The organism is Amycolatopsis anabasis (assembly GCF_009765355.1).
Classification (GTDB): Bacteria; Actinomycetota; Actinomycetes; order Mycobacteriales; family Pseudonocardiaceae; genus Amycolatopsis; species Amycolatopsis anabasis.
In genome coordinates this window covers 40,860-58,905 of record NZ_VTHK01000044.1, presented here as the reverse complement: position 1 = coordinate 58,905, position 18,046 = coordinate 40,860, and the positions used below count along the sequence as shown (strand labels likewise).

The following is an 18,046-nucleotide window of genomic DNA, read 5'->3' as shown; positions in this document are numbered from 1 at the left end:
AAAATAGGCCGAGGTAATTCGTGCCGGGTTTTCTTCCGCCGCGGGAGTCGAGCATGCCGGTGTATGAGCGAAACCAGGAGGCGACTTCATGGCGCGATCCGAGCTGATCCGGCCGTTGCCCGATCTGCTTCGAGCGCATGCCGGGCGACGAGGTGAGAAGGTTGCCTTCTCCGACGCGCGCCGCGGCGTGACTTACGCGGAGTTGGAACGCCGGACCGCACGGCTGGCCGGACACCTGGCCGATGCCGGTGTGCCGCGGGGCGCACGGGTGCTGATCTGGCTCAACAACAGCGTCGAGGTCGTCGAGGGGTACCTGACCGCGGTCCGCGCCGCCACGGTGGGCGTGCCGGTCCATCCGCGGACCTCCGACCGCGAACTCGAGCACATCCTCCAGGACAGCGGCGCGCGAGTGGTGATCACCGATGACGCGCATCTGGCGCAACTGCGCGGGGTGGCGGGCGAGCGCGCCGACCTCACCGTCGTCGTGGCGGGCGCGACGGGGCCCGGCTCGGACGCGCTGTCCTTCGAGACCTTGGCGACCACGGATCCCGAGGCCCCGCCGCGCGACGACCTGCCGCTGGACGAGGCGGCCTGGATGCTCTACACCTCGGGCACCACCGGCCACCCCAAAGGAGTCCTCTCGACCCAGGAGAACTGCCTGTGGTCGGTGGCGGCCTGCTACGCGCCGCTGCTCGGACTGTCGCCCGCGGACCACCTGTTGTGGCCGTTGCCGATGTCCCATTCCCTGGCCCACATCCTGTGCCTGCACGGGGTGGTCGCGGTGGGCGCCACGGCGAGGATCGCGGACGGTTTCGCGGGCGACGACGTGGTGCGGGTGCTGCACGAAGAGCGGTTCACCTTCCTGGTCGGCGTTCCCACGATGTACCACGACCTGCTGAAGCAGGCTCGCACCGAAGGGCTGGACGCGGACGGGCTCCGGGTCTGCATGGTCACCGGCGCGGTCACTTCGGCGACGCTGAGCGAGTCGTTCGAGAACACCTTCGGGGTCCGGCTGGTGGACAGCTACGGCAGCACCGAGACCTGCGGCGCGATCACGATGAGCCGGCCGACCGGTGCGCTGGTCCCCGGTTCGTGCGGTCTCCCGGTCCCCGGGCTCAAGGTGCGCGTGGTGCGGCCGGACACCGGCGAGGACGCCGAGCCCGGCGACGAGGGAGAGGTCTGGGTCCGCGGCCCGAACGTGATGCTCGGGTACCACAACCAGCCGGAGGCCACGGCTTCCGCACTGCGGGACGGCTGGTACCGCACCGGGGATCTGGCCCGTCGCGACGGGCTCGGTTACCTGACCATCACCGGGCGGATCAAGGAACTGATCATCCGCGGCGGCGAGAACATCCACCCGGCCGAGGTCGAGGACGTGGTGCGCGCGGTCCCCGGCGTGGCGGACGTCGCCGTCGCCGGTAAGCCGGACGAGGCGCTCGGCGAGGTCCCGGTCGCGTACGTGGTGCCCGAGATCGCCGGTGTCGTCGATGCCGAGCGCATCGTCGCGGTATGCCGCGAACGGTTGTCGTACTTCAAGGTTCCGGCCGAGGTCCACGAGGTCGAAGCGATTCCCCGGACGGCATCGGGAAAGGTGGCCCGGCGCAAGCTGCTGGACGAGCCCGCGCGGCCGCATCTGGTGCGCGACTCGGCACACGAGTCCTTGTTCCGGGTGGACTGGGCGCCGGTTGCCGCGGCCCCGGCGACCGAGGAGCGACCGGGCCGGTGGGCGGTGCTGGGCACCGATGACCTCGGGCTGCGCGACACGGAGGTGGCCGTTGAGACCTACGGAAACCTTGCTGCGCTGCGGGATGCGCTCGCGGACGGTGCGGTAGTGCCGGAGGTGGTGCTGGCACCGCGCGTCGGCGCCGCGAGCGGAGACGCGGACGAGGTTCGCGAACTGCTGCGGGCCTGGCTCGCCGAGGACGCCTACACCGGCGCGCGCCTGGTCTTCGTGACCCGGGGCGCGATCTCCGCCGGTGCGGGCGAGGACGTGACCGACCTGGTGAACGCGCCGCTGTGGGGCGCGGTGCGCGCGGCACTGGCCGAACATCCCGAGCGGCTGGCCCTGCTGGACGCCGGGGACGGTTCCGCCGCCGACATCGTCACCGCGATCCGGTCCGGAGAAACCCAGCTGGCACTGCGCGCGGGCGTGCTGCGCGCGCCCCGGTTGGTTCCCGTACGGGCGGCGACCGCCCGAGCGGCCTCGGGCATCGACGAGGGCACGGTCCTCGTCGTCGGTGACCGGGACGGCGTGGTGGCCCGGCAGCTCACCGGCGCCCGCGTGGTTTCCGCGGAGGTAGCCGATCCCGCCGCGCTGGAGGACCTGCTGACGGAGATTTCCGGCAAGCAGCCGCTGCGCGCGGTCGTGTATGCGGCGGAGGGGGACCCGCAACTCCGGGTCGAAGGCGCGCGACGACTCCACGAGCTGACGCGGGAGTCCGAACTGCGGGCGTTCGTTCTGCTTTCCTCGGCCGATTCGCTCCTCGGGACGGGAGAAGACCCGGACCAGGCCGCGGCCGATGCCTTCCTGGACGCGCTCGCGCACCACCGGCGAGCGCACGGCCTGCCCGCGGTGTCGCTCGCCCGGGGAGCACGTCCAGGGGACGACACCGACTGGCTCGCCGCGCTCGACCTCGCGTTGGGCGACGGCGAGCCGGTGCTCCTCGCGGCACGTCTCGACGAGGAGGCCCTGTGCGCGTTCGGTGGATCGACCGAACGGCGACCCGGCGCGGCCACCACACTGCGGAACCGCCTGTCCGGCCTCTCCGCCGCCGAACGGGACCAACTGCTGCTCGACCTGGTGCGCACCGAAACCGCGAGCGTCCTCGGCGACCCCGACCCGGGGCGGATCCCCGCGCGCCGGGCGTTCAAAGAGCTCGGCTTCGACTCGCGCTCCGCGGTCGCCCTGCGCGACCGGCTCGCCGCGGCCACCGGCCTGTCCCTGGCCGCGACCGTGGCCTTCGACCGCCCGACCCCGGCGGCGCTCGCCGACCACCTGCGCGCGGAACTGCTGGGCACTCGTGACGTGGAGTCGGTTCCGGCCGAGGTCGCCGACTCCGGGGAACCGATCGCGATCGTGGCGATGGCCTGCCGCCTGCCGGGTGGGGTGACCTCACCGGAAGAACTGTGGGACCTGGTGTCGGCCGGGGTGGACGCGGTGTCCGAGTTCCCCGCGGACCGGGGATGGGATCTGGCCGGACTGTTCGACCCGGACCCGGACAACCCCGGGACCTCGTATGTGCGTGAGGGCGGTTTCCTTTACGGCGCGGGTGATTTCGACCCCGAGTTCTTCGGGATCTCGCCGCGTGAGGCGCTGGCGATGGACCCGCAGCAGCGGCTGCTGCTGGAGATTTCCTGGGAGGCGTTCGAGCGGGCGGGCATCGACCCGGCGTGGGTGCGCGGGAGCCGGACCGGTGTCTTCGCGGGCGTGATGTTCCACGACTACGCGTCCCGGCTGGACACCCCACCCGAAGGCGTCGAGGGCTACCTGGGTACCGGCGGCGCGGGCAGCGTGGTGTCCGGGCGGGTGGCGTACATCTTGGGGCTGGAAGGTCCCGCGGTCACCGTGGACACCGCGTGTTCGTCGTCGCTGGTGGCGTTGCACCTGGCGGCGCAGGCGTTGCGGTCGGGCGAATGCTCGCTGGCGTTGGCCGGCGGCGTCGCCGTGATGGCGACCCCGTCGGTGTTCGTGGAATTCAGCCGCCAGCGGGGCCTGGCCGCCGACGGCCGGTGCAAATCGTTCGCCGCGGCGGCCGACGGCACCGGGTGGAGCGAGGGCGCGAGCCTGTTGCTGGTGGAACGCCTCTCGGACGCTCGGCGCCACGGTCATCCGGTCCTCGCGGTGCTCCGCGGTTCCGCGATCAACTCCGACGGCGCCAGCAACGGCCTGACCGCGCCGAGCGGTCCTTCCCAGGAACGGGTGATCCGCCAGGCCTTGGCCAACGCCCGGCTCGAACCGTCCGATGTGGACGCCGTCGAGGCGCACGGGACCGGGACCACCCTGGGTGACCCGATCGAAGCGAACGCCCTGCTCGCCACCTACGGCCGGGAGCGTGCGGTCCCGCTCCTGCTGGGGTCGGTCAAATCGAACATCGGGCACGTGCAGGCCGCCGCCGGGGTGGCCGGGGTGATCAAGATGGTCGAGGCCATGCGGCACGGGCTGCTGCCGCGAACCCTGCACGTCGACGCGCCGACACCGCATGTGGACTGGTCTTCGGGAGCGGTCGAACTGCTCACCGAGGCGACCCCGTGGCCGGGCCTCGATCGTCCGCGCCGCGCCGGGGTGTCCTCATTCGGCGTCAGCGGCACCAACGCGCACGTGATCGTGGAACAGCCCCCACCGGTCACCGAACCCGCGCCTGCCCGCGCGACCGCCGGTCCGGTGCCGTGGGTGCTGTCCGGCCGGACCGAACGGGCCCTGCGCGCGCAGGCAGAGCGCCTGCTGCCGCGGGTCGGCGAGCTCGATCCGGTGGACGTGGGCTACTCCCTGGCGACGACCCGGGCGAGGTTCGAACACCGGGCCGTCGTCGTGGGCGCCGACCGGGACGAACTGTCGAGCGGCTTGCGCGCCCTCGCCCGCGGTGCGGCCGCGACGAGCGTGGCCGACGTCGAGGGCCAGGCCGTCTTCGTCTTTCCCGGACAGGGTTCGCAGTGGACCGGGATGGCGCTGGACCTGCTGGACACCTCGCCGGTGTTCGCCCAGGCGTGGGCGGAATCCGCCGGGGTTGTGGAGTCCCTTGTGGACTGGTCGGTGACGGACGCGCTGCGCGGCCCGCTCGACCGGGTGGACGTGGTGCAGCCGGTGTTGTTCGCCGTGCTGGTGTCGCTGGCTCGGCTGTGGCGTTCCCACGGGGTCGAGCCCGCGGCGGTGGTGGGGCATTCCCAGGGCGAGATCGCCGCAGCCTACGTGGCGGGAGCGCTGTCCCTCGAGGACGCGGCTCGGGTGGTCGTGCTGCGGTCCCGGCTGATCGCCGAGTCCCTGGCCGGCCGGGGCGGCATGGTCTCGGTGGGGTTGCCGGTCGACGAGGTCCGGGAGCGGGTTGCCCGCTGGGATGGCCGGATCTCGGTCGCCGCGGTGAACGGTCCACTGTCGACCGTGGTGTCCGGCGAGCCGGGCGCCCTGGCGGAACTGGTCGCCGCCTGCGCGGGCGAGGACATCCGGGCCAAGACGATTCCGGTGGACTACGCCTCGCATTCCGCTCAGGTAGAGGACCTGCGCGAACGGCTGGCCGAGGCCCTCGAACCGGTGGTGGCGCTGCGGCCGTCGATTCCGTTCTTCTCGACCGTGTCCGGCGACTGGCTCGACCAGGCGGGGACCAACGCCGGGTACTGGTACCGGAACCTGCGCGAAACCGTGCGGTTCGGCGCCGCGATCGAGCGGCTGGCCGAGCAGGGACACCGGGCGTTCGTCGAGGTGAGCCCGCATCCGGTGCTGACCATGAGCATCGAGGAAACGGTGCACGACGGCGTGGTGCTCGGCACCCTGCGGCGGGACGAGCCCGGACTCGACCGGTTTCTGCGGTCGCTCGGCGAACTGCACGCCCGGGGACCGGCAGTCGACTGGGATGCGGTGTTCGCCGGACGGGATGCCCGCCGGGTCGACCTGCCGACCTACGCGTTCCAGCGACGCCGGTTCTGGCTGGAGGCCGCCACCGGCGCGCGCGACGTGACCGGGCTGGGTCTGGCGGCGCCGGTCCATCCGCTGCTCGGCGCCGCGGTGAGCCTCGCCGAAGGCGACGGGCTGGTGCTGACCGGCCGGTTGTCCACGCGCACCCAGGCGTGGCTGGCCGATCACGTGGTGCTCGACGCGACCATCGTGCCGGGTTCGGCGTTCGTCGAGCTGGCCCTGCGCGCGGGGCAGGAGATCGGGTGCCACCGGCTCGGCGAGCTGACCTTGGAAGCGCCGCTGGTGCTTTCCGAGCGCGACGCCCAGTTGCAGGTGATCGTGGGCGGCGACGGCAGGACGGTGAGCATCCATTCGCGGCCGGGCGACGCGGCGGCGCGTGACCCGTGGACGCGGCACGCCGTCGGCACGCTGGCGCCCGGTGACCAGGCGGACCCGGATGAGCTGGCGGACTGGCCGCCCGCCGGTGCGGAGGCGCTCGAGGTCACCGAACTGTACGACCGCCTGGCCGAATCGGGGCTGGACTACGGGCCCGCGTTCCAGGGCCTGCGGGCCGCTTGGCGGCGGGGCGAGGAGATCTACACCGAGGTTCGCCTGACCGAGGAGCAGCAGGCGGAGGCGACCCGGTTCGGGATCCACCCCGCCGCACTCGACGCCGCGGTGCAGGGCATGGAACTCGGCGCGGCCGGATCGGGGGAGCGGCGACTCGCCTTCGTCTGGAGCGGCGTCACGTTGCACGCCACCGGCGCCGCGGCACTCCGGGTCCGGCTGACCCCGGCGGGCCCGGACGCGGTTTCCCTGCTGGCCGCCGACGAGACCGGCACCCCGGTTGTTTCGGTGGACTCCCTCGCGGTACGGCCCGCTTCGGCGGAACAGCTGCGGGCCGCGCGGCCGGACTCGCTGTACCGAGTGGACTGGACTCCCGTGGCGGACGCGCGGCCCGAGCCGATCCGGTGGGCGGTCCTGGGCGAGGACGAACCGCGGCTGCACGCCTGGCTGGCCGCTTCCGGTGAAGTGTCCGGCGCCTACGCGGATCTGGAAGCGCTCGCGGAGGCGGTCGACTGGGGCGAACCGGTGCCCGAGGCCGTGGTGGTGACCTGCGGCTCTGGGCAGACCGGCGTCGCGGAACCGGTGCGGGACCTGCTGGCGGAGGTGTCGTCCCTGCTGCGGTCCTGGCTCGCCGACTCGCGGTTCGGTGACTCCCGGCTCGTCGTGGTGACCCGGGACGCGGTGCTTTCCGGTGACGGCGGTCCGGATCTCGTGCACGCCCCGGTGTGGGGACTCGTGCGGTCCGCGCAGTCCGAACACCCCGGCCGGTTCGTGCTGGTGGACCTGGACGGCGAGGAGGGCTCGTCCTGGGCGTTGCCGGCGGCGCTCGCGGCGGCCGAACCCCAGGTCGCGGTGCGCTCGGGTCGCGTGCTCGTGCCGAGGCTGGCGCGCGCGTTCGCGACCGACGCGGAACCCACGCGCCTGGACACCGAAGGGTCGGTCCTGGTCACCGGGGCGACCGGCGGGCTGGGCCGGCTCGTGGCACGGCATCTGGTGGTGTCGCACGGAATCCGGCACCTGGTGTTGCTGTCCCGCCGGGGCGCGGAGGCGGCGGGAGCGGCCGAACTCCTCGACGAACTCACCGGACTGGGCGCGAACGTCACCTTCGTCGCCTGCGATGTGGCCGACCGCGAGGCGCTGTCCCGGGCACTCGCGCGGGTCCCCGGCGAGCACCCGCTGACCGCCGTGGTGCACACCGCGGGCGTGGTCGACGACGCCGTGATCGAATCCCTGACCACCGAGCAGCTCGACCACGTCCTGCGGCCGAAGCTGGACGGCGCGTGGAACCTGCACGAGCTGACCCGGGAGGAAAACCTCGCGGCCTTCGTGTTGTTCTCCTCGGCGGCCACCACCTTCGGCGCACCCGGCCAGGCCGGATACGCGGCGGCCAACGCGTTCCTCGACGCGCTCGCGCGGCATCGCCGCGCCCGGGGAAAGCAAGCCGTCTCGCTGGCTTGGGGGTTGTGGGCCGAGGCCGCCGGAATGGGCGGTCGCCTGGCGGAGACCGACCTCGCCCGGATGGCCCGCGGTGGCACGAAAGCATTGTCCGCCGACGAGGCGCTGGGCCTGTTCGACGCCGCCCTCGGCCGTGCGGAAGCCGCGCTCGTGCCGGTGCGGTTGGACACCGGGGCCTTGTCCACACTGGAACCGCTGCCCGAGCTGTTCCGCGGTCTCGTGCGAACCCGGCCGCGGCGCGCCGCCGAGACCGGTGCCCGCGACGGGGACGCCACCCTGGCGCGACGGCTGGCCGCCCTCCCGGAGGAGGACCGCGGCGGCGCCCTCCTCGACCTGGTCCGCACCCACGCCGCGACGGTCCTGGGGCACGCTTCGAGCGCCGAGGTCGATCCGGGCCGATCGTTCAAGGAACTCGGGTTCGACTCGCTGACCGCGGTGGAACTGCGCAACCGGCTGGGCGGCGTGACCGGGCTGCGCCTTTCGCCCACGCTGATCTTCAACTACCCGACGCCTGGTGTACTCGCCGATCATCTGGCGGCGGAACTGCTGGGCACCCCCGGGAAGACCGTCGCACCGGCGAAGGCCACCCGGGTCAGCTCGGACGACCCGATCGTGATCGTGGCGATGAGCTGCCGGTTCCCGGGCGGTGTGACTTCACCGGAAGAACTGTGGCGGGTGGTCGCCGACGAGGTCGACGCGATCGGGCCGATGCCCGCGGACCGCGGATGGGACCTGGAACGGCTCTTCGACGCCGATCCCGAACGCGCCGGGAAGACCTACCTCCGTGAGGGCGGGTTCATCGATGGCCTCGTCGAGTTCGACGCCCGGTTCTTCGGGATCAACCCCCGCGAAGCCCTCGCCATGGATCCCCAGCAACGGCTGCTCCTGGAGACCGCGTGGGAGGTATTCGAACGGGCGGGCATCGACCCGGCGTCCCTGCGCGGCGAACCGGTCGGCGTGTTCGCCGGAACGCACGGCCAGGACTACGGCTCCCTGCTCGCGGGCGCCCCCGCGGATCTCGAGGGGTACAAGGCGACCGGTACGGCGGGCAGCGTGTTCTCCGGGCGGCTGGCCTACACCTTCGGCTTCGAGGGACCCGCGGTCACCGTCGACACGGCCTGTTCCGCCTCGCTGGTGGCGCTGCACCAGGCGTGCCACGCGCTGCGCGGCGGCGAATGCTCGATGGCCCTGGTCGGTGCGGCGTCGGTGATCTCCACCCCCGAACCGTTCGTCACGTTCAGCCGGCAGCGGGTCCTCGCCACGGACGGGCGGTGCAAGGCGTTCGCCGCGGCGGCCGACGGCACCGGAATGTCCGAGGGCGTCGGGATGCTCCTGGTGGAACGGCTTTCCGACGCCAAGCGCCACGGGCATCCGGTCCTGGCCGTCGTGCGCGGGTCTGCGGTCAACTCCGACGGTGCGAGCAATGGGCTCACCGCACCGCACGGCCCGTCCCAGGAACGGGTGATCCGGCAGGCGCTGGCCAGTGCGGGACTGTCCACATCGGACGTCGACGCGGTCGAGGCGCACGGCACCGGAACCGCGCTGGGCGATCCGATCGAAGCGCACGCCGTGCTCGCCACCTACGGCCAGGACCGGGACCGTCCACTGTGGCTCGGTTCGGTCAAGTCGAACCTCGGGCACACCCAGGCCGCCGCCGGGCTGGCCGGGGTGATCAAGATGGTGATGGCCATGCGGCACGGGACGCTGCCGCGAACGCTGCACGTCGACGCGCCGTCCCCGCACGTGGACTGGACCGCGGGTGACGTCCGGGTGCTGGCCGAGGCTCAGGACTGGACGGCGAACGGACACCCCCGGCGCGCCGGGGTCTCCTCCTTCGGGATCAGCGGCACCAACGCCCACGTCATCCTCGAACAACCGCCGTCGTCGGCGACGGCCGAGCGGTCCGAGCCCGAGGAGCTTCCCGCCGTCCTGCCGTTCGTGGTGAGCGGCCGAAGCGAAACCGCGCTGCGGGCACAGGCCGAGCGGCTGGCCGAGCACGTCGCGAACCACCCCGGGCAGCGGTTGACCGACCTCGGCTTCGCCCTGGCCACGACCCGATCCGCACATCCCCACCGGGCGGCCGTGCTCGGCCGGAGCCGCGAAGAGCTGCTGACCGGACTGGCCGCGCTCGGGACCGGGACCTCCGCCCCGAACGTGACGCAGGGACTGGCCGTGCCCGGCAAGGTCGCCTTCGTCTTCCCCGGCCAGGGTTCGCAATGGCCCGAGATGGCCGTCGGCCTGATGGACGCCTGGCCGGTGTTCGCCGACCGGCTGCGCCAGTGCGACGAGGCACTCGCCCCCTTCGTGGACTTCTCGGTCCTCGCCGTCCTGCGAGCTGAACCGGGCGCGCCGACCCTGGACCGCCTGCGCGTGGTGCAGCCGGTGCTGTTCTCGGTGATGGTGTCGCTGGCGGAGCTGTGGCGCTCCTTCGGCGTGCGGCCCGCCGCGGTCGTCGGCCATTCGCAGGGCGAGGTGGCCGCGGCCTGCGTGGCCGGTGCGCTGTCCCTGTCGGACGCCGCCCGGGTGGTCGCCTTGCGGTCACGCCTGATCGACGAGGAACTCTCCGGGCGCGGGGGCGTGGTGTCGGTGTCGCTGCCCGCGGAGGAACTCGAACCGCGGCTGGCGAAATGGGGCGACCGGCTGGCCATCGCCGCGGTCAACGGGCCCGCGTCGCTCGCCGTGGCCGGGGAGGCCGCGGCCCTCGATGAGCTGATGGCCGAGCTCGCGGAGCAGGAGATTCGTGCCCGCCGAATCCGGGGCGCGGACGCGGCCGGACACACCGCGCAGATCGAGGCGCTGCGCGAGCGGCTGCTGGCCGAGTTGGCCCCGGTCGCGCCCCGGACCGCCGAGATTCCCTTCTATTCCACGGTGACCGGCGGCCCGGTCGACACGGCCGAACTGGACGCCGGGTACTGGTACCGCAACGCGCGCGAACCGGTGCTGTTCGAGCGGACCGTCCGCGCGCTCACCGCCGACGGGCACACCGCGTTCCTGGAACCGAGCCCGCACCCCGTGCTGCAGGCGGCCGTGCAGGAGACCGTGGACAGCGCCGCGGTCGTCGGCACTCTCCGCCGCGGCGAGGGCGGGCCGGACCGGTTCCTCACCTCGCTCGCGGAAGCGCACGTCCACGGGATCGCGGTGGACTGGAGCGCGGTCTTCACCGCCGATCCGAAGCCGGTCGAGCTGCCGACCTACGCGTTCCAGCGCGAGCGGTTCTGGCTGGATACTCCCGCGGCCACCGGAGACGTCACGTCGGCCGGTCTCGGCCCGGCCGATCATCCCCTGCTCGGCGCGGCCGTGGCGCTGCCCGAGGTGGGCGGGTTCCTGTTCACCGCACGCCTTTCCGCGCATTCCCACCCGTGGCTCGCCGATTGCGTCGTGGCCGGGCGGACCCTGGTGCCCCCGGCGGTGTTCGTCGAGCTGGCGTTCCGCGCGGGTGACCAGGTCGGGTGCGACCGGCTCGCCGAACTGGCCGCCGAGACCCCGCTCGTGCTGCCCGAGGGCGGCGCGGTCCGGCTCCAGCTCACGGTCGGCGGCCCGGACGAGACCGGGCGGCGCGTGGTCGCCGTCCACGCCCGGCCCGAGAACGCGGCGGAGGACGAGCCGTGGACCCGGCACGCCACCGGCGTGCTGGTCGTCGGCGACGCGGCGGAGCCGGTCGACCTCACCGCCTGGCCCCCGGAGGGGGCGACCGCGGTGCCGGTCGGCGAGTTCTACGACGACCAGGAGTACGGGCCCGCGTTCCAGGCGGTCCGCGCGGTCTGGCGGCGCGGGGACGAGCTGTTCGCCGAACTGGACCTGCCCGAGGAACTGGCTTCCGACGCGGGCGAGTTCGGACTGCATCCCGCGCTGCTGGACGCGGCGCTGCACGGGTGCCGCCTGCTCCGGCCGGCCGCGGAGCCCCCGTTCGCCGCGCGGTGGCGGGACGTGCGCCTGCACGCCACCGGGGCCGACCGGCTGCGGATCGGACTGCGTATGTCCACATCGGACACAGTGGCGCTGGCCGCCGCCGACGTGACCGGCGCCCCGGTGCTGTCGGCGAGCGCCGTCGAGGTACGGCCGATCGACTGGGCCGACGCCGTTCCGGCCACCCCCGGGGACGCGCTGTTCCGGATCGACTGGGCCGAACTCGCGACCGGGGTCGCGGAACGGACCGGGCGGTGGGTGGTGCTCGGTGAGGACTACCCGGACCTGGGTTCGCTGCGCGAGGCGATCGGGGCGGGCGCTCCCGTTCCCGACTACGTGGTGGTGCCCTACCCGGCCGCCGACGGGGAGCTCGCTCCGGCGGCCCGGGCAGGCACCCGCCGGATGCTCGAAGTCCTGCAAACCTGGTTGGCCGACGAGCGGTTCGCCGCCGCTCGCCTTGTCGTGCTGACCTCTGGTGCGGTGAGCACCGGTAATGGCGACGGCGCGCCGGACCTGGCGCAGGCCCCCAGCTGGGGCCTGATGCGCTCGGCGCAGTCCGAGAACCCGGACCGGCTCATCCTGGTGGACCTCGACGCTCACGAGGCGTCCGGTCACCTGGTCCCGGCCGCCGTCGCCTCCGGCGAACCGCAGGTCGCCGTTCGCGCGGGGATCCTCCGCGTTCCCCGCCTCGTCCGGGTCGCACCCGCGGCGGAACCGGCCTCGCCGCGGTTCGCCCCGGAGGGCACGGTTCTGATCACCGGCGGAACCGGCGCGCTGGGCAGGCGGGTGGCCGAACACCTGGTGAACGCGCACGGGATGCGGCGGCTCCTGCTGACCAGCCGCCGCGGCGAACGGTCCCCCGGGGCCGGGGAACTGGCCGCACGTCTCGCCGAACTGGGCGCCTCGGTCACGTTCGCCGCCTGCGACACCGCGGACCGCGACACGCTGGCCACGGTGCTGGCGGATGTTCCCGCGGAGCATCCGCTGACCGCGGTCGTGCACGCCGCGGGCGTCATCGACGACGGTGTCCTCGGCTCGCTCACCGGCGAGCAGGTGGACGCGGTGCTGCGGCCTAAGGTGGACGGCGCCCTCAATCTGCACGAACTCACCGCGGACACCGAACTGACGGCGTTCGTGCTGTTCTCCTCCGGGGCGGCCACGTTCGGCTCCGCGGGACAGGGCAACTACGCCGCGGGCAACGCCTTCCTGGACGCGCTGGCGCAGTACCGCCGCGCGCACGGAAAACCGGCGATGTCGCTGGCTTGGGGCCTGTGGGCGGAACGCAGCGAGTCCGCCCGGCAGCTCGAGGACGGTGACCTGGCGCGACTGGCCCGGTCCGGTACCCGGGAGATCTCGATCGAACAGGGTCTCGCGCTGTTCGACGCCGCTCTGGCGCGGGACGAGGCCGTCCTGGTCCCGACCCGGCTGGACCTGGCGGCCCTGCGCGGGCAGGCGAAAGCGGGTGCGTTGCCCGCTCTGCTCCGCGGCCTGGTCCGTGTCCCGGTGCGGAGGGCGGGCGCGAACGCCGGATCCGCGGACTCCTCGCTCGCGGCGAAACTCGCGAGCCTGCCCGAATCCGAGCGGGACGAGGTTCTGCTCGAGCTCGTGCGCACGACCGCCGCGACCGTGCTCGGCCACACCGACGCGGACACGATCGGCCCGCGGCGGGCGTTCCGGGAACTCGGGTTCGATTCGCTGACCGCCGTCGAGTTCCGCAACCGGCTGCAGAACGCGGCCGGGCTGCGCCTCCCGGCCACGCTCGTGTTCGACCATCCGACACCGACCGCCGTGGGGGAGTACCTCCGAACCGAACTGCTCGGCCAACGGGCACCGGCCGTCGCCCAGGAGAACGCGGTGGCCGACGCGGACGAGCCGATCGCGATCGTCGCCATGAGCTGCCGCTACCCCGGCGGCGTGCGCTCGCCGGAGGACCTGTGGCGGCTGCTGGATTCCGGCCGGGACGCCATTTCCGGGCTGCCGACCGACCGCGGCTGGGATCTCGACGCGTTGTACGACCCCGATCCGGACGTGCCCGGTACGAGCTACACCCGGGAAGGCGGTTTCCTCCACGACGCCGCCGAGTTCGACGCGGGGTTCTTCGGGATCAGCCCGCGCGAGGCCGCCGCGATGGATCCGCAACAGCGGCTGCTGCTCGAGGTCTCCTGGGAGGTGCTGGAACGGGCCGGGATCGACGCGGCCTCGCTGCGCGGCAGCCGGACCGGGATATTCGCGGGGACCAGCGGCCAGGACTACGCGGCGCTCGCGGCGAACGTGCCCGAGGCGGACCAGGGCTACCTGGTCACCAGCACCGGCGCGAGCGTGCTGTCCGGCCGGGTCTCCTACACCCTCGGCCTCGAGGGCCCGGCGATGACCGTCGACACCGCCTGCTCGTCGTCGCTCGTTGCCTTGCACCTGGCGGCCCAGGCGCTGCGTGCGGGGGAATGCTCCCTGGCGCTCGCCGGTGGGGTCACCGTGCTCGCCACACCGCAGACTTTCATCGCCGCCAGCCGGCAGCGGGGCCTGGCCCCCGACGGTCGCTGCAAGGCGTTCTCCGAGCGGGCGGACGGTTTCGGTATGGCCGAGGGCGCCGGAATCCTTTTGCTGGAGCGGCTGTCCGACGCGCGCCGCAACGGTCACCCGGTGCTCGCGGTGCTCCGCGGGTCCGCGGTCAACCAGGACGGCGCCAGTAACGGCTTGACCGCGCCGAACGGCCCGTCCCAGCAACGGGCGATCCGGCAGGCGCTGGCCAGTGCCGGACTGTCCACATCGGACGTCGATGCGGTGGAGGCGCACGGAACCGGGACGAGCCTGGGCGACCCGATCGAGGCGCAGGCGCTGCTGGCCACGTACGGCCGGGAACGGAACGGGAACGGGCCGCTGTGGCTGGGTTCGGTGAAGTCGAACATCGGCCACACCCTGGGCGCCGCCGGGGTCGCCGGGGTGATCAAGATGGTGCTCGCGTTGCGGCACGGAATCCTGCCGCGGACGCTGCACGTCGAACAGCCTTCGTCGCATGTGGACTGGACCGCCGGGGACGTCCGGCTGCTGAGCGAACCGGTGCCGTGGCCGGATACCGGGCGGCCCCGGCGGGCGGGGATCTCGTCCTTCGGGATCAGCGGCACCAACGCGCACGCGATCCTGGAACAGGCGCCCGCGAGCGCGGACGGTGTCGCCGAGCGGACCGTGGAACCCGGGCCGTGGCCGGTGGTCCTGTCCGGCCGCAGTGCCGCCGCCCTGCGCGACCAGGCGCGGCGGCTGACCGAACACCTGGCCTCCCGGCCGGACACCGAACTCGTCGATCTCGCCTACTCGCTGGCGACGACCCGCTCGGCCCTCGAACACCGGGCGGTGATCGTCGCCGCCGACCGGGAAGAGCTGTCGCGGGGACTGGACGCGATCGCGGAGGACCGGATCGCTTCGGGCGTGATGCGCGGCGTGGCGCGGGAGAACGTCAAGTCCGCGTTCGTGTTCTCCGGACAGGGTTCCCAGCGGGTGGGCATGGGCCGCGAGCTGTACCGCGCCCATCCGGTGTTCGCCGAGGCGTTCGATCACGTGTGCGCCCGGCTGGACACGCAGTTGGCGGGATCTGTGGACCGGAGCATCCGGGACGTGGTGTTCGCCGACGACGAGTCCGCGTTGCTGGACCAGACCGTCTACACCCAGGCCGGGTTGTTCGCGGTCGAGGTGGCCTTGTTCCGGCTCGTCACGCACTGGGGCCTGGCGCCGGACTTCGTCCTCGGCCACTCCATCGGCGAGGTGACCGCGGCGCATGTGGCGGGGGTGCTCGATCTTGAGGACGCCGTGGCGCTGGTCGCCGCCCGGGGCCGGTTGATGCAGGCGCTGCCGCCCGGCGGTGCGATGGTCTCGGTCCAGGCAGCCGAAGAACACGTGCTCCTGCTGCTGCGCGGCCGCGAAGACCGGGTCGGCATCGCCGCCGTCAACGGTCCCGCCTCGACCGTGCTCTCCGGCGACGAGGAGGTCGTGCTCGAACTGGCCGAGCGCCTGGCGGCCGACGGGTTCAAGACCCGGTGGTTGCGGGTGAGCCACGCCTTCCACTCCCCGCGGATGGACCCGATGCTCGACGAGTTCGCGCTCGTCGCCGAAAAGCTGAGCTACCACGTGCCCGAGATCCCGATCGTGTCCAACCTGACCGGCCGGGTGGTCTCCGACGAGATCGCTTCCGCCGAGTACTGGGTGCGTCATGTCCGGCGGGCGGTCCGGTTCGCCGACGGCGTCCGGGAACTGGCCGCACAAGGCGTCGGCACTTTCTTGGAGCTGGGGCCGGACGGGGTGTCCACGGCCATGGTCCGCGACTGCCTCGACGACGTGGTCGCCGTCCAGGCGCTCCGCCGGGAACGGCCGGAGGCGCATTCGCTGTTCGCCGCGGTGGCGCGGTTGCACACCCAGGGTGTGGCGCCGGACTGGGCAGCGGTCTTCGCCGGTGCGGACGCTCGGCGCGTGGAACTGCCCACCTACGCGTTCCAGCGGCGGCGCTACTGGCTCGACGCCCCGCGGTCGTCGACGGGACCATCCGGAGTGGACTCGTGGCGGTATCGGATGATCTGGCAACCGCTGGCCGCCGGTGCGCCCGCCGCGTTGTCCGGACGGTGGCTCGTGGTGACCCCAAGCGGACTCGTGGACAACGAGTGGGTGTCGGGTTCGGCCGAAATACTGGCGCGGGGCGGTGCCGAAGTGGTCACCGCCGAGGTGGACGTCGCGGGTGACCGGGGCGAGGTCGCCGAGCGCCTCCGCGCGGCGGTCGGCGACGAAGCGGTCACCGGGGTGTTCTCCTTGCTGGGCTTGGACGAACGCGCCCATCCCGAACACCCCTCGGCGTCGCGCGGCCTCTGGCTGACCGTGCTCCTGGTGCAGGCACTGGGCGATGCCGGGTTGGAGGCACCCCTGTGGTGCGCCACCCGGCGCGCGGTGTCGGTGTCCCCCGGCGAGACCGTCACCGGTTTGAGGCAGGCCCAGCTGTGGGGCCTGGGCCGGGTCGCGGCCCTGGAGTACCCGACTCGCTGGGGCGGCCTGGTCGACCTGCCGGACACACCCGCCGAACGGAACCAGGCCCAGCTCGTCCGGGTGCTGACCGAAGCCGGGGACGAGGACCAGCTCGCCATCCGGGACCACGCGATCCTGACCCGGCGCGTGGCGCCCGCGCCGCTCGACGACGCGGGACCCGCGGGCGAGTGGAAACCGAGCGGCACGGTCCTGGTGACCGGGGGAACCGGCGCGCTGGGCGGGCACGTCGCCCGCTGGCTGGCCGCCGCCGGGGCGGAGCACCTGCTGCTGACCAGCCGCCGGGGACCGGACGCACCGGGTGCGAGCGAACTGGCGGCCGAACTCACCGGGCTCGGCGTGCGGGTGTCCGTGGTGGCGTGCGACATGTCCGATCGGGACAGCGTGGCCACCCTGCTGGACTCGGTGCCCGCCGACTGCCCGCTCACCGCGGTCGTGCACACCGCGGGGGTGGTCGCGGACGGGATTCTCGAATCGCTCACCCCGGACCGGATCGCCGAGGTGATGCGGCCGAAGGTCGACGCGGCGCTGCACCTGCACGAGCTGACCCGGCACCTGGACCTGTTCGCGTTCGTCCTCTACTCCGCGATGGCCGGTGCGGTCGGCAGCCCCGGACAGGGCAACTACGCGGCGGCGAACGCCTTCCTGGACGCGCTGGCCGAGCGGCGCCGGGCCGAGGGACTCCCGGCCACCTCGGTGTCGTGGGGCTGGTGGGAAGGCGAGGGCATGGCGCGGCTCGAGGGAGTCGACCAGTCCCGCCTGCGCCGCAACGGGTTGCGCCCGATGGCGCCGGAACGGGCGGTCGCCGCGCTCGGGCGGGCGCTGGACCACGGCGACTCCACCCTGCTGGTGACCAATGTGGACTGGGCGGGCTTCGTCCCGGCGTTCACCTCGACCCGGCCCAGCCCGCTGCTGGAGCGAGTGGCTCCGGCGGGCCGCGCGGAAGCCGCCGCCGACGCGGCGGCCGAAGCCGATTCCGGAGCCTCCGCACTCGTTTCGCGGCTGGCCGGGGCGAGTGGCCCGGAGCGGGAGCGGATCGTCCTGGAAGCAGTCTGCGCACACGTCGCCGAGATCCTCGGCTACGGCCCTTCGGACACCGTCGAGGTGGAGCGAGGATTCCTGGAGCTGGGCTTCGACTCGCTCACCGCGGTCGAACTGCGCAACCAGCTCGCGTCCCGCCTCGGCGTCCGGCTCCCACCGACGTTGATCTTCGACTACCCGACCCCGGTCGCGCTTTCCGCGCATCTGCGCGAGCAACTCGTCCGGGAACTCGGGGACGGCACCGCGGCGGACCCGCGGGAAACCGAGATCCGCGCCCTCCTGGCCACCATCCCGCTCGCACGGCTGGAAGAGGCCGGGCTCCTGGATGAACTGCTGGGACTCGGGCGCGGCACGAACGGTGCGGCCGTGGACGGCGAGACCGACCTGATCGACGACCTGGATGTCACGAGCCTGGTCCGCATGGCTCGGGAAAGTCTCGACTCATGACGGAGA

At 73.2% G+C, this 18,046-nt stretch carries 1 protein-coding gene; it reads left to right on the top strand.

Going from position 1 to position 18,046, the window contains the following annotated elements:
• Positions 1 to 88: 88 nt before the first annotated feature.
• Positions 89 to 18,040 (top strand): type I polyketide synthase, encoded by a 17,952-nt coding sequence (locus tag FXO23_RS38125; protein WP_158891513.1) that lies wholly within the window; start codon positions 89 to 91, stop codon positions 18,038 to 18,040.
• Positions 18,041 to 18,046: the final 6 nt, after the last annotated feature.